Raw genomic sequence first — 18,185 nt, forward strand, 5'->3', positions numbered from 1 at the left:
CATCAGGTACCCCGAGGCTTGGCCCGCGCCGTGGCTTCGGCCACCAGCGGGTCATCCGGCCAGTAGTGCTTGGGGTAGCGGCCCTTGAGGTCCTTCTTCACCTCGGCATAGGTCGTGCGCCAGAAGTTGGCCAGGTCCTGGGTCACCTGCACCGGCCGGCGTGCCGGTGACAGCAGGTGCAGCTTGACCTGCTGACGCCCCTGGGCAATGCGTGGGGTGTCTGCCAGGCCGAACAGCTCCTGCAAACGCACGGCGAGAATGGGCGGGTATTCACTGTAGTCCAGGCGGATGTTCGAGCCAGACGGCACGGCCAGATGCGCCGGCGCCCACTCATCCAGACGCTGCGGCAACGGCCATGGCAGCAGGTTGCGCAGGATCGACGACAGGTCCAGCGCGGCAAAATGGCTCAAGCGCGAGACCTTGCCCAGGTAGGGTTGCAGCCAATCTTCCAGGCTGGCCAGCAGCGCTTCGTCGCCCAGATCAGGCCACTCGCTCTGCCCGTTCTTCTCCAGGTCCAGCTGGCGCAGCAAGGCCACCCGCGCCTGCCACTGGCGCAACTCTGGCGTCCAGGTCAGCAGGTTCAGGCCTTTGCGCCGTACCAGGCCGAGCAGCGCCTTGGCGCGGGCTTCATCGTCCAGGCCAGGCAACGGTTCGCGGCTGAGCACCAGCTCGCCGACCTTGGTCTGGCGTTCGGCACGCAGCACCTGTTCGCGTTCGTCCCAGTCGAGCAGGTCGACACGCTCGACCTGCTCGGCCAGCACACCGTCGAGCAGCGCCGGGTCGAACTCGGCGGCCAGGTAGATGCGTTCCTCACGCTGGCCCTGACGGCTGCCCAGGTCGGCAATCACCAGCCACGGGCACTTCATCAAGGCATCGACCTCGGCGAACAATGCCGCGCGGCCATTGGCCAGGCGGTACTCGGCGCCGCCTTCGCGTCGCTGCTGGGCGACCCGGTCGGGGTAGGCCAGCGCCAGCAACGCGCCCAACCAGCGTGGATGGTCGGGGTCGGCGACGCCCGCACCCACCTTGCCGCGCAGCAGCCCACGGTACTGGCGGGCCAGCTGCCGCGCACGCTGCACACCGCCCTGACCGCCTCGGGATGCTTTGCTTTCACCACTGACCAGCGCCAGCCGGCTGTGCAGGTCGGCGCCGCCGCCACGCTGGATATCACGCTCGCCCAGCAAGGCCGCAACATCACAGGCCATGGTGGCCAGCCCCAGGTCCTGGCCGCGCAGCAGCAAGTGAGCGATGCGCGGATGGGCCGGCAATTCGGCCATCGCCTGGCCGTGCTCGCTCAAGTTGTCGCGGCTGCCGGCCTTGAACGTGTTGAGCCGTGCCAGCAGGTCCTGGGCCTGGGAGAACGCCGCCGCTGGCGGCTGGTCCAGCCAGCGCAACTGATCGGGGGTGACGCCCCAGCGGGCCAGTTGCAAGGCCAGCCCCGCAAGGTCGGCCTGGAGTATTTCTGCGCTGCCATGGGCGGCCAGCTGGTCATGCTGGGCCTCGGACCACAGCCGGAAGCACACCCCCGGTTCCAGGCGCCCGGCACGGCCGGCGCGTTGGGTGGCACTGGCGCGGGAGATGCGCTGGGTATCGAGCCGCGTCATGCCGCTGCCGGGGTCGAAGCGCGGCACTCGCGCCAGGCCTGCGTCCACCACCACGCGCACGCCGTCGATGGTCAGGCTGGTTTCCGCGATGTTGGTGGCCAACACCACCTTGCGCATACCGCTGGGCGCGGGGTCGATGGCCGCGCGCTGCGCGTTCAGGTCGAGTTCGCCATGCAGCGGGCACAGCAGGATACCCGGGCGGTCAGCCAATGCTTCCTGAAGGTGCTGATGCACCCGGCGAATCTCCGCCTGGCCAGGCAGAAACACCAGTACGCTGCCTGGCTGCTCCGCCAGGGCCTGCAGGACACACTCGACGACCCGTGGCTCGACGAATTCACCAGGCTGGTAGGGCCGCCCCCAGCGGATATCCACCGGGTGCATGCGCCCTTCACTGCTGACCACCGGCGCGTCGTCGAGTAGCCGCGACAGGCGCTCGCCTTCCAGGGTCGCCGACATCAGCAAGATCTTCAGCGGCTCGTCACGCAGCAACTCGCGGCCATTGAGGCTCAGCGCCAGCGCCAGGTCGGCGTCCAGGCTGCGTTCGTGAAACTCATCGAAAATCAGCAACCCCACGCCCTCCAGCCCTGGGTCGGCCTGCAGCCGGCGGGTGAGGATACCCTCGGTGACCACCTCGATACGGGTCTTGGGCCCGACCTTGCTGTCCAGGCGGATGCGGTAGCCGACGGTTTCCCCGACCTTTTCCCCCAGCTCGCTGGCCAGCCTTTCGGCGGCCGCGCGGGCCGCCAGGCGGCGCGGTTCGAGCATCACGATGGTCTGCCCGGCCAGCCATGGCGCGTCCAGCAACGCCAGCGGCACGCGGGTGGTCTTGCCGGCGCCGGGCGGCGCTTCGAGCACGGCTTCGTCGCGGTTTTCCAATGCCTGGCGCAAGGCGGGCAACACGGTATCGATCGGTAATGAAATCATGGTGGTCCTCGAACAGTCGGGCGAGTATAACGGCGAACCCAGCCTGCTCTATCATGGTCTTAGCTTCAGGTGCTGGCGCTTCGCTTGCCCCTGCTGAATACCTTTTCGGAGATTTACATGCGTATCCCATCCCGTGTCATCGGCGGCGCCCTCATCGTCACCTTGCTGACCCAGCTGACGGCCTGCGGCACGCTGTTCTACCCAGACCGTCGCGGGCAGATCGACGGCAAGATCGACCCCGTGGTCGCCGCCATGGACGCCATCGGCATCCTGTTCTACGTGATCCCCGGGCTGATCGCCTTCGGCATCGACTTCGCCACCGGCGCCATCTACTACCCCGGCGGCCGCACCGCCCAGGTCGCCCCGGAAAAACTGCGCGAAGCGGTAAGCCCCGATGGCAAGGTCGACAACCTCAAGCTGCAGGCCATCCTCGAAAGCGAACTGGGCCAGCGCCTGCCGCTGAACGACCCGCGCCTGATCCAGCAGCGTGGCAGCGTCGAGCAACTGGCGGCCTACCAGCGGGTACCGGCTGCCTGAACCACACAAGGACATCGCCCACAGCATGATCACCCCGGCTGAACACCAGCGCCTGCTGCGCCTGGCCACCCGCGCCTCACTGGCGGTGGCCAGCATCCTGGTGCTGAGCAAGGCACTGGCCTGGTGGCTGAGCGGCTCGGTCAGCTTGCTGGCCGGGCTGACCGATTCGGCACTGGACGCCGTGGCCTCGTTTCTCAACCTGCTCGCCGTGCATTACGCCTTGCGCCCAGCCGATGACGACCACCGGTTCGGCCACGGCAAGGCCGAGGCCCTGGCCGGCATGGCGCAGGCGCTGTTTATCGGGGTCAGCGCGGTGTTGATCGGGGTGCAGGCGGTCGAACGCCTGCAAACGCCACAACCGTTGGGCGACACCACGGTCGGCATCGCGGTGATGCTGCTTTCGCTGGTGCTGACCATTGCCCTGCTGGCGTTGCAGCACAAGGTCATTCGCCTGACCGGCTCTACGGCGGTGCGCGCCGACTCACTGCACTACCGCTCCGACCTGCTGCTCAATGGCAGCATCTTGCTTGCCCTGTTGCTGACGCAGTTTGGCTGGTCGCAACTGGACGCCCTGTTCGGCCTGGGCATTGCTTTCTACATTCTCTGGAGCGCCCTGCAGATCGCGCGGGAAAGCACCGCCATCCTGATGGACAAGGCGCTGCCCGGCGAGGTTGGCGAGCAGATGGCCGCCCTGGTGCTGGCCATCCCCGGGGTGAAAGGGGTGCATGACCTGCGCACGCGGGTATCGGGCAACCAGTGGTTCGTGCAGTTGCACCTGGAGTTGCCTGGGGAGCTGGCGCTGCATGAGGCGCACGGCTTGTGCGTGGCGGCATCGAAGGTGATCCGCCAGCGTTATCCACAGGCGGATGTGATGGTGCACGCGGACCCGGTGTAGGCGCGTCAGCTTCAGTTGATGCTGTAACCACGCCCACTGAAACAGGCCCCCAGCGCACGCCGGTAGGTGTCTGTGACATTGCCCGGTGGCGCATAAACCGCCGTGGCCGGATCAAACCCAGACTGGCTCACCGCCCAACGATGGCATTGGTAGCGGTCCTGCTCCTGCTGCTCCTGCCCCTGGCCATTCATCGGATAGGCCACCACGTCGTAACCGTTGCCAGCCGGCACAGGCGCCGGCGCCCCCCCCGGCGGGTTGACCACCACGTACTCGCGGCTGTCCGCCAGGTACTGGTAATAGGTATCGGCAACCAGGAAGAACAACGCCCCGCCCAACCATACCTCGCGGGCATACGACGGCAAGTATTCCACCCTTACCCCATAGGGCGGCGCCACGACGATGTAACTGCCGCCATGCGGCCGGTACCAGTAGCCGCCCGAGTAGAAGTAGTCCTGCCCGCGGTAGGGCACCTTCCAGTAGCGGTCAGGGAAGCGGTCGATGCTTTGCCCTGGCCGATACTGCGGCCCCGGCCCCCAGCCATTGCCATGCCCGTCCGGGCGCCCCTGCCAGTCACCGCCTGGCCGCTGCCCAGGCCCACCGGCCTGCCAGTGACGGTTATCGCCATTGCGCCGAGGGATGTCCTGGTAATAGCCCTCGCGCGGCGGCTGCGTCTGGCGCACTTCGTCGCGCGAGTTGAGCGGGGAGCGGCCCGCGGGGGCGCCAGTGGGGTCGCCGCCATGCCCACCCTGCGCCTCATCCGGGCCTTGGGCCAAGGCGCCCAGACTGATGCTCAACGCAACCAAACCAACACCTGCCAACTGCCAGATGCGCGACTTCATGGTGTTCCTCTCGGTAAAAAATGACTGCAGCCGCTGCCAGTCTACCGCGCCGGCCACAGCGGCAAGTTAAAATCGCGGACATGAAAAAAGGGAGGCCGTGGGGCCTCCCTTTGGGAATTGTCGTCCGTGCTCGGCACTTGTGGCGCCGGCTCACCTCACATCGTCTTCTGGACGGTGTGTAGCCCGGGGGCCTGGCGGATCCTGTTGGATGGCTGGCCGCGACCGCCCGCCTAGGGCGCGTCGCCGTGGACTGTTGTCCGGGCAGTGATTCTGTTGATAAAGATACCGAACCGGAGGTGACAGAGGATTGCGAAGATTGCTCAGATAAATAGCACTTGCGCAATTTTTCATCGCGGATTGATAATTCACCGCAATCGGAACAGAAAAGGCATATTCCATGAGCAAACTTGACCGCTACGACCTGAGCATCCTTGCCGAATTGCAGCGCGATGCGCGCATTTCCAACCAGGAGCTGGCCGAACGCATCGGCTTGTCACCTTCGCCGTGCTCGCGTCGGGTCAAGCAGCTGGAGGACGACGGCTACATTTCGCGTCAGGTTGCCCTGCTCGACCGCAAGAAGCTCGGCCTGAGCCTGACCGCCTATGTGCTGATCGGCATGGACCGCCACACCCCGGAGCGCTTCGAAACCTTCGAGGCCGCCATCCGCAACTTGCCGCAGGTGCTCGAATGCAGCCTGGTCACCGGTATGGACGCCGACTACCAGCTCAAAGTGGTGGTGCCAGACATGGACCATTACCAGAAATTGCTACTAGGCAGCCTGACCCGCATCGAAGGCGTCACCAGCGTGCGTTCGAGCTTCGTGCTCAACCAGGTGCTGGCCAGTACCGAACTGCCCTTGACGCACCTGCGTTGAATACCCGGGCGCCCGGCGTATGATCGAGCGCTCAGACTGCCTGGAGAACACAGATGGATCCCGCCGTATTCGAAGAATGGATGATGATTATCCTGGTCACCGTGCTGATCGGTTTCATGGGTTTCATCGTCTGGGACCTGGCGAAAAAGTCCAAGGCCGGGCGGTTTGGCACGATGATCCTGTTCTTCGTGCTGGGGCTGGGGGTGCTGGCCTTCATCATCAAGAGCGTGGTGGTGGCATTCCTGGAAGGCGTGTAGGCGCGCGGCGCTTTACCTTGCGTAGCGAATGGGCCGCAAAGCGGCCCCCTGCACCTACCTCGACAGCTTCGCTGCAACTTCCCGCCAGCACCCCTGCTCCAGCCCATCCAGCGCCCAGTCACCAATGCGCACCCGCACCAGGCGCAATGTCGGTAACCCTACCGCCGCCGTCATCCGCCGCACCTGGCGGTTACGCCCCTCGCGAATCACCAGCTCCAGCCAACTGGTCGGCACGCTCTTGCGAAAGCGCACCGGCGGGTTGCGTGGCCACAGCTCGGGCTCATCCAGGCGCCGTGCTTCAGCCGGCAATGTCGGCCCATCATTGAGTGCCACGCCTTCGCGCAGGCGTTGCAGTTGCTCGTCGCTCGCCTCGCCTTCCACCTGCACCCAATAGGTCTTGGCCAGTTTGTGCTTGGGGTCGGCGATGCGCGCCTGCAGGCCACCATCGTTGGTCAGCAGCAACAAGCCTTCGCTGTCACGGTCCAGCCGCCCGGCCGGGTACACTCCGGGGATGTCGATGAAGTCCTTGAGGGTCGCACGCCCTTCGCCATCGCTGAACTGGGTCAGCACGTCGAACGGCTTGTTGAACAGGATCAGGCGTGGCTCGGCCGGCGGCGCCTTGGGCTGGCGACGCTGGTCAGCAGGCCGCGCCTGGGGGCGGCGCGGCTTGGAACGGGGTGGCAGGGGCATGGATCCTCAGCGGAACGGCGGCTCATCGAAGCTACGCAGTTTACGCGAGTGCAGCGAATTGAGCTCGGTACGCAGCAGATCCAGTGCGGCGATGCCGATCTTCAAGTGCTGGCTGACCGCGCGGTTGTAAAACGCGTTGGCCGACCCCGGCAGCTTGATCTCACTGTGCAGAGGTTTGTCGGACACACACAGCAAGGTGCCGTACGGCACACGCAGCCGGTAGCCTTGGGCGGCAATGGTGCCACTCTCCATGTCCACGGCCACCGCACGTGACAGGTTGATCAATGGCCGCTCCTGGGCCCAGCGCAGCTCCCAGTTACGGTCGTCGTAGGTCAGCACGGTGCCGGTGCGCAGGCGTTTCTTCAGCTCTTCGCCACGCTCACCGGTCACCTGTGCAGCCGCTTCCTGCAAGGCCAGTTGCACCTCGGCCAAGGCCGGGATGGGAATGTTCGGCGGCACCACGCGGTCGAGGATACCGTCGCGCCGCATGTAGGCGTGCGCCAGCACATAGTCACCGATGGTCTGCGACTGGCGCAGGCCGCCGCAGTGGCCGATCATCAGCCAGCAGTGCGGGCGCAGCACGGCCAGGTGGTCGGTGATGTTCTTGGCATTGGAAGGGCCGACGCCGATGTTGACCAGGGTGACCCCGTCGCCGTCGCCCGCAATCAGGTGATAGGCCGGCATCTGGTAACGGTGCCAGACCACGCTGGCCACCAGGGCCTGGGTCTCGCCATGGTCCATGCCCTTTTCGATCACCACATTGCCCGGCAACACCATGCGCACGAAGCGCGGGTCTTCACGCAACTGCTCCAGGCCATGGCTGATGAACTGGTCGACATAACGGTGGTAGTTGGTCAGCAAGATCCACGGCTGCACGTGGCGCCAGTCGCTGCCGGTGTAATGCACCAGCCGGCGCAGCGAGAAGTCCACGCGCGCGGCATCGAACAAGGCCAACGGCAGGGTTTCGGTGCTGTCCCAGTCGTACAGGCCATCGGCGATATTGTCGGTGGCTGCCGACAGGTCGGTGCTGGGGAACACCCGCGCCAGCTGCGCCGCGGTGATACCGCTGCCGGCCAGTTCGTCGCCCTGGTCGACCACGTAGGGGTACGGGATGTTCTGCTCGCTGACGCCGACTTCAACCGTCACGGTGTAGTCGTGCATGAGGGGGCGCAACTGCTCCAGCAAATAGCCGCGGAAGGCGGCCGGCTGGGTGACGGTAACGCTATAGGTACCGGCTACCTGCACCTTGGCGTAAGCACGCGTGGTGGCCGCGACTTCACCTTGGCTGTAGTAGGTCAGGCGCAGCGCCGGGTAACGGAACAGCCCGCGTTCCTCGGCGTCTGGTTCGGTTCGGTCCTTGAGGTATTGCTTGAGGGCCTGGCTGAGGGCACCGGTGGCCTGAGCATGCAGGGCCGCCAGACGGTCGACGGCCTGTTCTGGGGTATCAACGACTACAAAAGCGTGGCTCACACTGTGCTTCCTGTCTGGACATGCATGTGGACCATCTTGCCTGCCTTCGAGGGTAAATACACCCCCATTGATCAGTGTTGCCAGGCTGGCGTAGCCCTGGCCACCAGCGCGTGCACATCCACACCCCGCGGCAACGCCCCATAGGCCCGGCCGCCACCGGCCAGGCGGCTACCGATGAAGGCATCGCTGACCACCGCATTGCCCGCTTCCAGCAGCAGTTTGGTCTGCAGTGCCAGGGCAATGTCCTCGGTCAACTGACGGGCGCGATACTGGATGTCGGCGGTGTCGGCGAACGCCCCCTTGAGGTTGCCGATGTGCGCGGCCAGCCGAGGGTCGCCATGGCCGTCCCCCAGTTCTGCGAACAGCGCATCGAGCACCCCGGGTTCCTTGGACAAGGCCCGCAGCACATCCAGGCACTGCACATTGCCCGAGCCTTCCCAGGTCGAGTTGACCGGCGCCTCACGGTACAACCGTGGCAGGATGCTGTCTTCGACATACCCGGCGCCGCCCAGGCATTCGGCGGCTTCATTGATCATGGCCGGCGCACGCTTGCAGATCCAGTACTTGCCCACCGCCGTGACCAGCCGGGCAAAATGCGCCTGCTGCGGATCATCGAGCTGTTCCAGCGCCTGCCCCATGCGCAGGCTCAGGGCCAGCGCCGCCTCGCTTTCCAGCGCCAGGTCGGCCAGCACGTTCTGCATCAGCGGCTGCTCGTTCAGCACCCGGCCGCCGACCTTGCGATACGCGCAATGATGGGCCGCCTGGGTCAAGGCCTGGCGCATCAAGGCACTGGAGCCGACCATGCAGTCGAAACGGGTCATGGCGACCATTTCGATGATGGTCGGTACCCCGCGCCCTTCTTCGCCGACCATCCACGCCAGGGCGCCACGAAACTCCACTTCGCTGGAGGCATTGGAGCTGTTGCCCAGCTTGTTTTTCAACCGCTGGATATAGAACTGGTTGCGGTTGTCATCCGGGCGATGGCGTGGCAACAGGAAGCAGCTCAGGCCTTTTTCGGTCTGGGCCAGGGTCAGGAAGGCGTCGCACATGGGCGCCGAGCAAAACCATTTGTGGCCGACCAGTTCATAGGCCTGGCCCGGCCCAGGCGCACCCACAGGATAAGCGCGCGTGGTGTTGGCCCGCACATCGGTGCCGCCCTGTTTCTCGGTCATGGCCATGCCAAGGGTGACCCCCGCCTTGTGCCGATCCCCGACATTGCGCGGGTCGTATTCACGCGCCAGGACTTTGGGCAGCCAGTACTCGGCCAGCTCAGGCTGCAGCCTGAGCGCCGGCACCGCGGCAAACGTCATCGTCAGCGGGCAGCCGGTACCGGCTTCGGCCTGGGTGTGCAGGTAGGTCATCGAAGCCCGCGCCACATGGGCACCGGGGCGCGGCTCGGCCCAGGGCAATGAGGGCAGGCCATGTTCGACCGCGGTGCGCATCAGTTCGTGATAGGCCGGGTGAAACTCGACCAGGTCGATACGATGGCCATAGCGGTCGTGGCTGCTGAACTCCGGCTTGTGCGCGTTGGCCAGGAAGCCCGCGCGCATCAGCGGGCCGCCGGCCAAGGCACCGTAGGCATCGACCCGCGACTCGGCCCAGCCGGCGCCAAAGCGCCGCGACCATTCCTGCAATGGCAGGTCGAGGCGGTAGAGGTTGGCGCCATCAAGCGACGGCGGCTGGTTGGTGACTTCGTGGGTTTCAGCGTACTGGTGCAGGTTCATCGGGAGCTCCTGGAGCCGGGCATGCTTGAAAGGACCAGTGAAGCACTCCCTGGGGGTCAGTCAAAGTGACAAAAATGACTAATCGGGATGGCAATTGGCTACGGCGGTGATTACTGGACGACATCCATATCTGCATTTCGCGTAAGACGTTTCCTAAACCATTCTTCCAGTGAAAAGGGCTGTTTCCAGAGTGCTAGGTTCGGGCTTCCACCCTTTCAGGAAGAAACGAACCATGAGCCAGCGTCTCAACATCCTTGGCAAAGGCCAGGGGCTCGACGGTGACCAGACCACCACAGGTGCCCTCTGTATCGCCGGCCAGGCACGTGGGCGTGTACACGGGAGAGGCTGGCTGCTGGTGGGCGAAAAAACAACACCCTGCCCACTCTGCGGTAACGAGGGGACCATCGTTGAAGGCGAAAGCCGATGGAAGCAGGACGGGATACCGACCGCCGTGGATGGCGCACTGGTCCAGTGCGGCTGCCCTCTAGGCAGCAATCGTCTGGTTGCGCGTGCACACAATGGGCCGGCCCCGCGCAGAGCGCCCGCACCTACGACCGTCCATGATGCACAGCCCCAGGCCCCAACGAGTAACCCGATAAGCAGTCGCTTGTCATTGGCGACGGCCAGAGGCGCCCGGTCTGCAACCGTGAAGAGCTGCATGCGATGAGTGCGGCGAAACAGGCGGAAGCGTTGGCAGACGCTGACGCCGGAGGAAGCCGAATTCATGATGCGTCATCAGGCCGAAATTGCCGGGCTGCTCAGCGATGTGAGCCTGGCGATGGGGGTTAGCGAGGCGATGGTTGGCAAGTCGCTGGATGAGCTCAGCGACATATTGCGAAAAATAGAAGACCTGCATAAAAATCAATTCATCAAACATGGGCATCTTAGGCACCCTGAGTTTTTTGCGGAGCGTCAAAAGCTGTTCACGCAATTGAGTACGAACTTGAAAGCCACCGTTCTGAACAAACGCCTCAATCTCGGAAACTATGAAAGTCTGCGCCGGGACTTGGGGATCTCGTCGAGAAGCTTGGTGCACCACTGGAGTAAAGCGGGAGGACCGACACACATACCTGGTTACTCGACACATTTGGACAAGCTTGCCAGGATGGCTAAATATTTAAAGGCCGGAGGACATATTGGCATTGCTATTGGCGGTGGCGGATCTGCTTTGAAAATTTCTGAGGTATGCAAAGAGGGCAATACAAATGCCTGTAAAAAAGTCAGCGTTACTGAGGCAGGTAATTTCTCCGGTGGCTTAACGGGTGGCTGGTTGGGAGGAAAATTTGCGGGCAGAATCTCTGCGAAGGTTTGCTGGAGATTCGGACCCTACGCCGTAGCATGCGGAATAGTTATCACGGGTGGAGGCGCTTTGGCCGGCAGCATCGGTGGTATGGAAGCGGGTGAGGAGTTCGGCGAATTAGTCTTCGAGGTCTTTGGGGATGATTGATCACCTTGACGTAAAACTAAGGCTTTTTTTGTTAGGTACTCCTATCTGCCTCGCCTTGATCGGGATTGTATCTGACCTTCACATCGCTTGCTCTCGCCAGTATAAAGAAATGACCTCAGCACTCCAACGGAGCGCGTGCCTTCCATTTGCGACCGGCATGTGGGGAGAGAAAAAAATAGGTTCCAGAATTCTAGTTATTTCTGTAATCGCTGGCGCCATTGGATCCCCCGCCTCAAGCATTCGTAGAGGGCTACTGGATGAGCAAGATTACTTACAATTCCCTAGACATTTGAGAAGAAAAATACTCATTGCATCTTCATTAAACACCCTTGGCGTTGCCTGGGTAGCGGGATATTACCTCATAAAGCTGATAAAATAAGAGACCAAACGTAAAAAGCACAACACCAAATCACAAGCCCATGTGCCCAAAGACGCCGACCATATAGCTAAGCTACTTACTGGTCGATCCCCACCAGATTAGCTGATCGTAAAGCTACTTTGCGGATAAACCCACACCCACACGGAGCGCGCATCTTCCAGACTAAGCACAACTCCTGTGGGAGCGGGTTCACCCGCGCAAGGGGCGGTACAACCGATACAAAAATCAGCGCATCAAGCCCAACTCGGCATCATCCAGCAACGCCTTGGCCATGGCTGTGAAGTAGCGCGAAGCCCAGAGCATCTGCCGATCACCATCCATCAAGCCGGTCATCGACAAGTCCCCCGATCGCTGAACTGTCAGCCCCAAACGCGTCGTCCCCGCTATCGATATACCTAGAACGAGCGACGCGTCTGCAGCGAGTGCGCAGGCAACTGCACCTGCGATATCGCGACTTTCATCGTCAGCTCGAACCGGCTCCCCAACCCCCGTGTCGAGTCATGCGACAACGTCGCCCCCAACAACTCCCCCATCTGCCGGCAAATCGACAAGCCAATCCCCAGCCCGCCATAACGCCGGGTCATGGAACCATCGAGCTGATAAAAACGCTGATAAAGGGCCGCCTGGTCAAGATCATCAAAGCCGATACCACTGTCGCTGACCGTGAAGGTGAGCGCCAGGTTGTCCGGCCCCAGGTGTCGACCGCGCACTTGCAGCATGACCCCGCCCTGATGGGTGAACTTCAGGCCGTTGTCGAGCAGGCAACCCAGGCAGCGGCTGAGTTTTTGCGCATCACCCAACAGCGCATCCGGCAGCTCGGCGGGGATGTCCAGGCTCAGGTACAACCCTTTGCCCAGCGCCTGGCCGGCATGCGCGGCACGCAGGCCCTGCAGCAGGTTGCGCAAACTGAACGGCGCAGGCTGCGCACGCAGGCGACCACCTTGCAATTCGGAAAGGGTGAGGATGTCGTCGACCATGTCCATCATGCCCTGCGCCGAACCTGCCGCCGTGCGATGGTACTGGGCCATCTCGGCGTCCATCGGCAGCGTGTGCATCAGCTCCAGCGAACCGATCACACCATTCATCGGTGTGCGCAGCTCATGGGTCACGCTGGCCAGGAACTCGTCCTTCATGCGGTTGCTCCGGGCCAGTTCAAGGTTCAGTTGCTCCAGCGTTCGCCCGGTTTCACGCAAGGTTTGCGCCTGCTGCTCGCGCAGGCTGTTGATACGGTCGGCCAGCGCCAGCGACAGCAGTGCCACTTCCAGGGCCGAACCCAACTGGCTGGCATACATGGTGATGAACAGGTTCGGCAGGTAACCCAGCACCATCAAGGTGTTGACCAGCCCGCCCAGCAAAAACGCCGACCAGGCGATGATGAACCAGCGCGCCACCCGCAAGCCGCGCGACCAGGCATACACACCGGCAGTAAAGATGCTGACCGTAAACAGCAGCGCCAGCACCGTGGCCATGCGCAGGGCGATGCCATACGGCATGCTCACGGCCAGCACCATCACCACCGCGCCACCGAGCATCAACAGTTGCAGCAACCGGTCGAAGCCTCGGCTGATCGTGCCCAGTTGTAGAAAATGCCGCGCGAACTGGCAGCCAAACAAGCCGGCGGCGCCAATGAACAGCGGTGTCGAAGCATTCGCCCACCAGGGGCTGTCCGGCCAGAAGTAGGCGACCCCCGCACCGTTCACCGAAACCTGGTAAAGGCCGAACGACGCAATATAGAGGATGTAATAGAGGTAGCTGACATCCCGCACGCTGAGGTAGATGAACAGGTTGTACACCAGCATCACCAGCAGCACGCCGTAGATCATGCCCAACACGTACAGGCGAGTCGGCTGGTCCTCCATATAGGCTTCGGCGGACCATAACGCCAGCGGTGCCTGCACCGACCCCTGGCTGTGCAGGCGCAGGTAGACGGTAAGCGCCTGGCCAGGGCGCAGCGGCAACTCGAACAGGTAGTTGTTCTGCCGGATCTGCCGGCTGGCGTAGGGCAAGGCGTCGCCCGTGCGCTGGGCCAGGCGGCAAGCGCCGGCACTGTCGGGCAGGTACAGCTCAAGGTGGTCCAGGGGTGGGTAGGCCAGTTCCAGCAGCCATTCACGGGGCGAGGCAGTGGCCGATGCCAGGTAGTGCAAGTCGATCTTCAGCCAGAACACCGATGTGGAGTAACCGGCGTTCAACACCGGCTCGTGGTGCGCGCGAAACCGCTTGGCGAACGCAGGCGCACTGACCTCGGCGATGCTGGCGCTGCCATCATGGTCCTCGAAGACCTGCATGGCCTGGCCCAACGGAAGGTGGCGGGTGGCATCGTCGAATTCGACCGCCCCGGCCAGCACAGGCAACAAGCCCAGAAGCACAATCAGCAAATAGCGCATACAGCCCCAGCATGGCCTGTCCGGTCGCGTCGCGGTTGCCTCCCATCCGTTTGAGACGACGTAATCCGGCAGAACCCGTTTGTCGAGTTATCCGAGCACTCTAGCATAGCTTTCCCACCTGGCAATCGACCACCTGCAATCACGATAAAACAGCTCTAAATCAATACTTTCAGAAGATTCCCACAAATAAATCTGACCACTCGATCAACAAAACCCGTTTGTAGGACGATCCCCACAAATAGGTTTGGTGGTAAGCTCGCCGCCCATGAATACCTACAGCTCCCGCCCCGTTGTCCTCTGTCTCTCCGGCCACGACCCCAGTGGCGGCGCCGGCTTGCAGGCAGATATCGAAGCCCTGATCGCCCAAGGCTGTCACGCCGCACCTGCGGTGACCGCCCTGACCGTCCAGGATACCGTCAACGTTTCCGACTTCCGCGTACTCGACCGCGAGTGGGTGCTGGCCCAGGCCAACGCCGTGCTGGCCGACTCCACGGTGGCCGCCGTCAAGCTGGGCATGCTCGGTTCGATCGACATGGTCGACACCGTCGCCGAACTGCTGGCTGCCCACCCGCACCTGCCGTTGGTCTGCGACCCGGTGCTGCGTGCCGGCGGCGGTGGCCGCCTGGGCAAGGACGAGGTCGGCTATGCCGTGCGCGAGCGCCTGCTGCCGCTGGCGACCATCGCCACGCCCAACCTGCCGGAAGCGCGCATTCTGGCCGAACTGCCGGAAGGCACGGCTGACGAGTGTGCCGAGAAACTGTTGCCGTTCTGTAGACACCTGCTGATTACCGGCGGTCACGGCGACGAAGACGAAATCCACAACCGCCTGTACAGCCGCGACGGCCAGCCCCATACCTGGACCTGCCAGCGCCTGCCTGGCAGCTATCATGGCTCGGGCTGCACCCTGGCCAGTGCCCTGGCTGGCCGACTGGCCCTCGGCGAACAGCTGCAAAGCGCTGTACGCAGCGCCCTGGACTACACCTGGCGGACCCTGCGTGACGCCGAGCAACTGGGCCGCGGCCAGTTCGTACCACGCCGTCTGCCCCTGGACTTCTGCTCCTGATACGAGGCTTTCAGATGAAGCTACGCGGTCTGTATGCAATCACCGACAGCCAGCTGCTCGCCGGCCGTTTCCTGTCTCATGTCGAAGCGGCGCTGGAGGGCGGCGTGTGCCTGCTGCAGTACCGCGACAAGAGTGACGATGCGGCCCGCCGCTTGCGTGAAGCCGAAGCATTGATGCGCCTGTGCGAGCGCTACGATACCCAACTGATCATCAACGATGATGCCGAACTGGCCGCCCGCCTGGGCGTGGGTGTACACCTGGGCCAGACCGACGGCCCACTCACCCCGGCCCGCGCCCTGCTCGGTCGCAACGCCATCATCGGCTCGACCTGCCACGCCCAGCTCGACCTGGCCCGGCAGGCCGCCAGCGAAGGCGCCAGCTACGTGGCCTTCGGGCGGTTTTTCAACTCCGTGACCAAGCCGGGCGCGCCGGCCGCCAGCCTCGACCTGCTGGAGCAGGCCCGCGCCCAGGTCAAGCTGCCGATCGCCGTGATCGGCGGCGTCACCCTCGACAACGCTGCCCCGTTGGTCGCCCATGGCGCCGACCTGCTGGCAGTGATCCACGGCTTGTTTGGTACCGATAGCGCGCAGGAAGTCACCCGCCGCGCCCGTGCCTTCAATGCCCTGTTCGCTTCCTGATTTCGAGAGAAGATCCCATGTCCCGTTCCGAATCCCTGTTCGCCCAAGCCCAGAAGCACATCCCGGGCGGCGTCAACTCGCCGGTCCGCGCGTTCAAGAGCGTTGGCGGCACGCCCCTGTTCTTCAAGCATGCCGAAGGCGCTTATGTCGTTGACGAAGATGACAAGCGCTACGTCGACTACGTCGGCTCCTGGGGCCCGATGATCCTCGGCCACGGCCACCCTGAAGTACTCGACGCGGTGCGTAACCAGCTGCAGCACGGCCTGTCCTATGGCGCACCGACGGCCATGGAGACCGAGATGGCCGACCTGGTCTGCTCGCTCGTGCCATCGATGGAGATGGTGCGCATGGTCAGCTCCGGCACCGAAGCCACCATGAGCGCCATCCGCCTGGCCCGTGGCTACACCGGCCGCGACGCCATCATCAAGTTCGAAGGCTGCTACCACGGCCACTCCGACAGCCTGCTGGTCAAGGCAGGCTCGGGCCTGCTGACCCAAGGCGTGCCAAGCTCGGCGGGCGTACCGGCGGACTTCGCCAAACACACCCTGACCCTGCCGTTCAACGACATTGCCGCGGTCGAGAAGACCCTGGCCGACGTCGGCCAGACCGTGGCCTGCATCATCGTCGAGCCGGTCGCCGGCAACATGAACTGCGTACCGCCCGCGCCAGGCTTCCTCGAAGGCCTGCGTGAGCAGTGCGACAAGCACGGTGTGGTGTTGATCTTCGACGAGGTGATGACCGGCTTCCGCGTCTCGCTGGGCGGCGCCCAAGGCCACTATGGCATCACCCCTGACCTGTCGACCTTCGGCAAGATCGTCGGCGGCGGCATGCCCGTCGGCTGCTTCGGCGGCAAGCGCGAGATCATGGGCTGCATCGCCCCGCTCGGCCCGGTCTACCAGGCCGGCACCCTGTCGGGCAACCCGCTGGCCATGGCCGCCGGCCTGACCACGCTGAAGCTGATCAGCCGCCCTGGGTTCCACGCCGAGCTGACCGACTTCACCAGCCGCATGCTCGACGGCCTGCAGCAACGCGCCGATGCCGCTGGCGTGCCGTTCGTCACCACGCAGGCGGGTGCCATGTTCGGCCTGTACTTCAGTGGCGCCGACGACATCGTCACCTTCGACGACGTGATGGCCAGCGATGCAGACCGCTTCAAGCGCTTCTTCCACCTGATGCTCGAAGGTGGCGTGTACCTGGCGCCGAGTGCGTTCGAGGCCGGCTTCACCTCCATCGCCCACGGTGACAAAGAGCTGCAGATCACCCTGGATGCGGCTGAGCGAGCGTTCGCGAAACTCAAGTAAGTGGCATTGCCTGCACCCACCAGGCGGCGGGTGCAGGCGCAAAAAAGCCCGAGACAATCAGCCAACTCCCCCACCCATGCAGAAATTCGAGTAAAACTTTGTAAGGTTGGCGTTGCTTATCCCATAATGTGCCACCAGAGACATTGGCCGCAGCTTTGCAGAGGTAAGTCGATCCCCATGAACCGCACCGGCCGCGCCCTGACCCTGGGCTGCCTGTTGCTTCTTCAGCCCCTGCTGGCCCTGGCGGAGGGCGGTAACTCGTTGCTGATTCCAGCGACGGGCCGCTGCACCCTGAATGTTCAGCCAGAAGACCTCGCCAATGCCCTAAAGGCTTGCGAGCAGACGGCGACGACGGGGGATGCCCAGGCGCAGTTCGAACTGGGCGAGTACTACTACACCCAGACGCCAAAAGACCTGAACAAGGCGCTGAACTGGTTCCAGAAGGCCTCGCTGCAAGGCCACGCCCAGGCGCAATATCGCCTTGGCGCCATGTTCTACCGGGGCGAAGGGGTCAAGGCCAACAACGTGCAGGCCTACATTCTGCTGAAAATGGCGGCAGTCAACGGTGCCGAGGATGCGCTGGATATGGCCGACGAAGTCACCGAACAGATGCCCCGCGACGAACTGGAGCATGCCACCCAGGTGCTCGGCCAGATCTTCCGCAAGTACCTGCTCGAACTGCAGAACGCCGAAGGCCGCACGCCGTTCTCGCCACTGCCCTGAACCGCCCTACTTCTCCGGCATCGGCATGGGGAACGGCATCACGTTGCCGCCGCCCTTGGCTTCGCTGATCTTCGCCGTGCCCAGGCGCTCGACCTCATCGATGCGCACGATCGAATGCATCGGCACAAAGCTGCGGATCACACCTTCGAACTGGCTCTTGAGTTTTTCCTCGCTGGGGTCGACCACCACCTGGGTGCGCTCGCCGAAGACGAACTCTTCGATTTCCAGAAAGCCCCACAGGTCGCTCTGGAAGATCTGCTTGGCATACATCTCGAAGACCTGCCCCTGGTTGAGGAAGATCACTTTATAGATGGCGGGTTCGCGTTTGCTCATGTTTGGCGGGATAACCCATGTGTAAGAAAAGGCGCGCATCATAGCAGTGCCGGCCGCTTCGCAGGCAAGCCCACGATGGGCCGGCACAGGCCGCAAGACCCTT

Annotated in this window: 18 protein-coding genes; 10 read left to right on the plus strand and 8 right to left on the minus strand. The window is 63.6% G+C overall.

The window, feature by feature from the left end; all coding sequences use genetic code 11:
• Nucleotides 1-2: 2 nt before the first annotated feature.
• A complete protein-coding gene (gene hrpB / locus LOY26_RS23600) occupies nucleotides 3-2,528 on the minus strand; it encodes an ATP-dependent helicase HrpB (protein WP_258714175.1) in 2,526 nt (841 codons plus the stop codon).
• 117 nt (nucleotides 2,529-2,645) lie between these two features.
• Between hrpB and LOY26_RS23605 the strand changes: the two genes are divergently transcribed.
• Together LOY26_RS23605 and LOY26_RS23610 are read left to right on the plus strand one after the other, a co-directional pair.
• Entirely contained in the window at nucleotides 2,646-3,065 is a 420-nt protein-coding gene (locus LOY26_RS23605) for a hypothetical protein (protein ID WP_047582423.1), read from the plus strand.
• Nucleotides 3,066-3,090: 25 nt separating this feature from the next.
• A complete protein-coding gene (locus LOY26_RS23610; protein ID WP_258714176.1) occupies nucleotides 3,091-3,960 on the plus strand; it encodes a cation diffusion facilitator family transporter in 870 nt (289 codons plus the stop codon).
• Nucleotides 3,961-3,971: 11 nt separating this feature from the next.
• On the opposite strand, the gene LOY26_RS23615 is transcribed toward LOY26_RS23610, so the two are convergent.
• Nucleotides 3,972-4,799: a DUF6515 family protein gene (locus LOY26_RS23615; RefSeq protein ID WP_258714177.1), complete on the minus strand. Its 828-nt coding sequence runs from the start codon at nucleotides 4,797-4,799 to the stop codon at nucleotides 3,972-3,974.
• Between the two features lie 397 nt (nucleotides 4,800-5,196).
• Between LOY26_RS23615 and LOY26_RS23620 the strand changes: the two genes are divergently transcribed.
• Together LOY26_RS23620 and LOY26_RS23625 are read left to right on the plus strand one after the other, a co-directional pair.
• A complete protein-coding gene (locus LOY26_RS23620) occupies nucleotides 5,197-5,673 on the plus strand; it encodes an Lrp/AsnC family transcriptional regulator (RefSeq protein WP_003249795.1) in 477 nt (158 codons plus the stop codon).
• A gap of 53 nt (nucleotides 5,674-5,726) precedes the next feature.
• On the plus strand, nucleotides 5,727-5,930 hold the full coding sequence (locus tag LOY26_RS23625) for a DUF2788 domain-containing protein (protein WP_033701689.1): 204 nt from the start codon (nucleotides 5,727-5,729) through the stop codon (nucleotides 5,928-5,930).
• A gap of 54 nt (nucleotides 5,931-5,984) precedes the next feature.
• On the opposite strand, the gene LOY26_RS23630 is transcribed toward LOY26_RS23625, so the two are convergent.
• From LOY26_RS23630 to LOY26_RS23640, 3 genes are all read right to left on the minus strand, one after another.
• A complete protein-coding gene (locus LOY26_RS23630; protein ID WP_047582401.1) occupies nucleotides 5,985-6,620 on the minus strand; it encodes a pseudouridine synthase in 636 nt (211 codons plus the stop codon).
• A 6-nt stretch (nucleotides 6,621-6,626) separates the two neighbouring features.
• A complete protein-coding gene (amn, locus tag LOY26_RS23635) occupies nucleotides 6,627-8,090 on the minus strand; it encodes an AMP nucleosidase (protein ID WP_033701693.1) in 1,464 nt (487 codons plus the stop codon).
• Nucleotides 8,091-8,161: 71 nt separating this feature from the next.
• Entirely contained in the window at nucleotides 8,162-9,814 is a 1,653-nt protein-coding gene (locus LOY26_RS23640) for an acyl-CoA dehydrogenase family protein (protein WP_258714178.1), read from the minus strand.
• A 232-nt stretch (nucleotides 9,815-10,046) separates the two neighbouring features.
• Here LOY26_RS23640 and LOY26_RS26935 point away from each other — a divergent pair, with 232 nt between their 5' ends.
• Entirely contained in the window at nucleotides 10,047-10,481 is a 435-nt protein-coding gene (locus LOY26_RS26935) for a PAAR domain-containing protein (protein ID WP_309475602.1), read from the plus strand.
• A gap of 57 nt (nucleotides 10,482-10,538) precedes the next feature.
• A complete protein-coding gene (locus LOY26_RS26940) occupies nucleotides 10,539-11,261 on the plus strand; it encodes a hypothetical protein (RefSeq protein ID WP_309475603.1) in 723 nt (240 codons plus the stop codon).
• Between the two features lie 604 nt (nucleotides 11,262-11,865).
• On the opposite strand, the gene LOY26_RS23650 is transcribed toward LOY26_RS26940, so the two are convergent.
• Nucleotides 11,866-11,973 (minus strand): DUF3077 domain-containing protein, encoded by a 108-nt coding sequence (locus LOY26_RS23650; protein ID WP_186652957.1) that lies wholly within the window; start codon nucleotides 11,971-11,973, stop codon nucleotides 11,866-11,868.
• Between the two features lie 62 nt (nucleotides 11,974-12,035).
• Nucleotides 12,036-14,024: a hybrid sensor histidine kinase/response regulator gene (locus LOY26_RS23655; RefSeq protein ID WP_258714179.1), complete on the minus strand. Its 1,989-nt coding sequence runs from the start codon at nucleotides 14,022-14,024 to the stop codon at nucleotides 12,036-12,038.
• A 265-nt stretch (nucleotides 14,025-14,289) separates the two neighbouring features.
• Between LOY26_RS23655 and LOY26_RS23660 the strand changes: the two genes are divergently transcribed.
• From LOY26_RS23660 to LOY26_RS23675, 4 genes are all read left to right on the plus strand, one after another.
• A complete protein-coding gene (locus tag LOY26_RS23660) occupies nucleotides 14,290-15,087 on the plus strand; it encodes a hydroxymethylpyrimidine/phosphomethylpyrimidine kinase (RefSeq protein ID WP_033701697.1) in 798 nt (265 codons plus the stop codon).
• 14 nt (nucleotides 15,088-15,101) lie between these two features.
• Nucleotides 15,102-15,725, plus strand: a complete 624-nt coding sequence (thiE, locus tag LOY26_RS23665; protein ID WP_033701698.1) for a thiamine phosphate synthase — start codon at nucleotides 15,102-15,104, stop codon at nucleotides 15,723-15,725.
• 17 nt (nucleotides 15,726-15,742) lie between these two features.
• Nucleotides 15,743-17,026 (plus strand): glutamate-1-semialdehyde 2,1-aminomutase, encoded by a 1,284-nt coding sequence (gene hemL / locus LOY26_RS23670; protein ID WP_033701699.1) that lies wholly within the window; start codon nucleotides 15,743-15,745, stop codon nucleotides 17,024-17,026.
• Nucleotides 17,027-17,203: 177 nt separating this feature from the next.
• The gene (locus LOY26_RS23675; protein ID WP_033701700.1) at nucleotides 17,204-17,749 is read left to right on the plus strand and encodes a tetratricopeptide repeat protein; all 546 of its coding nucleotides are present in this window, start codon (nucleotides 17,204-17,206) and stop codon (nucleotides 17,747-17,749) included.
• Nucleotides 17,750-17,755: 6 nt separating this feature from the next.
• Here LOY26_RS23675 and LOY26_RS23680 read toward each other — a convergent pair whose 3' ends face one another.
• On the minus strand, nucleotides 17,756-18,082 hold the full coding sequence (locus LOY26_RS23680; protein WP_033702578.1) for a DUF1820 family protein: 327 nt from the start codon (nucleotides 18,080-18,082) through the stop codon (nucleotides 17,756-17,758).
• Between the last annotated feature and the right edge of the window lie 103 nt (nucleotides 18,083-18,185).

The organism is Pseudomonas sp. B21-047 (genome assembly GCF_024748775.1).
Lineage (GTDB): Bacteria > Pseudomonadota > Gammaproteobacteria > Pseudomonadales > Pseudomonadaceae > Aquipseudomonas > Aquipseudomonas capeferrum.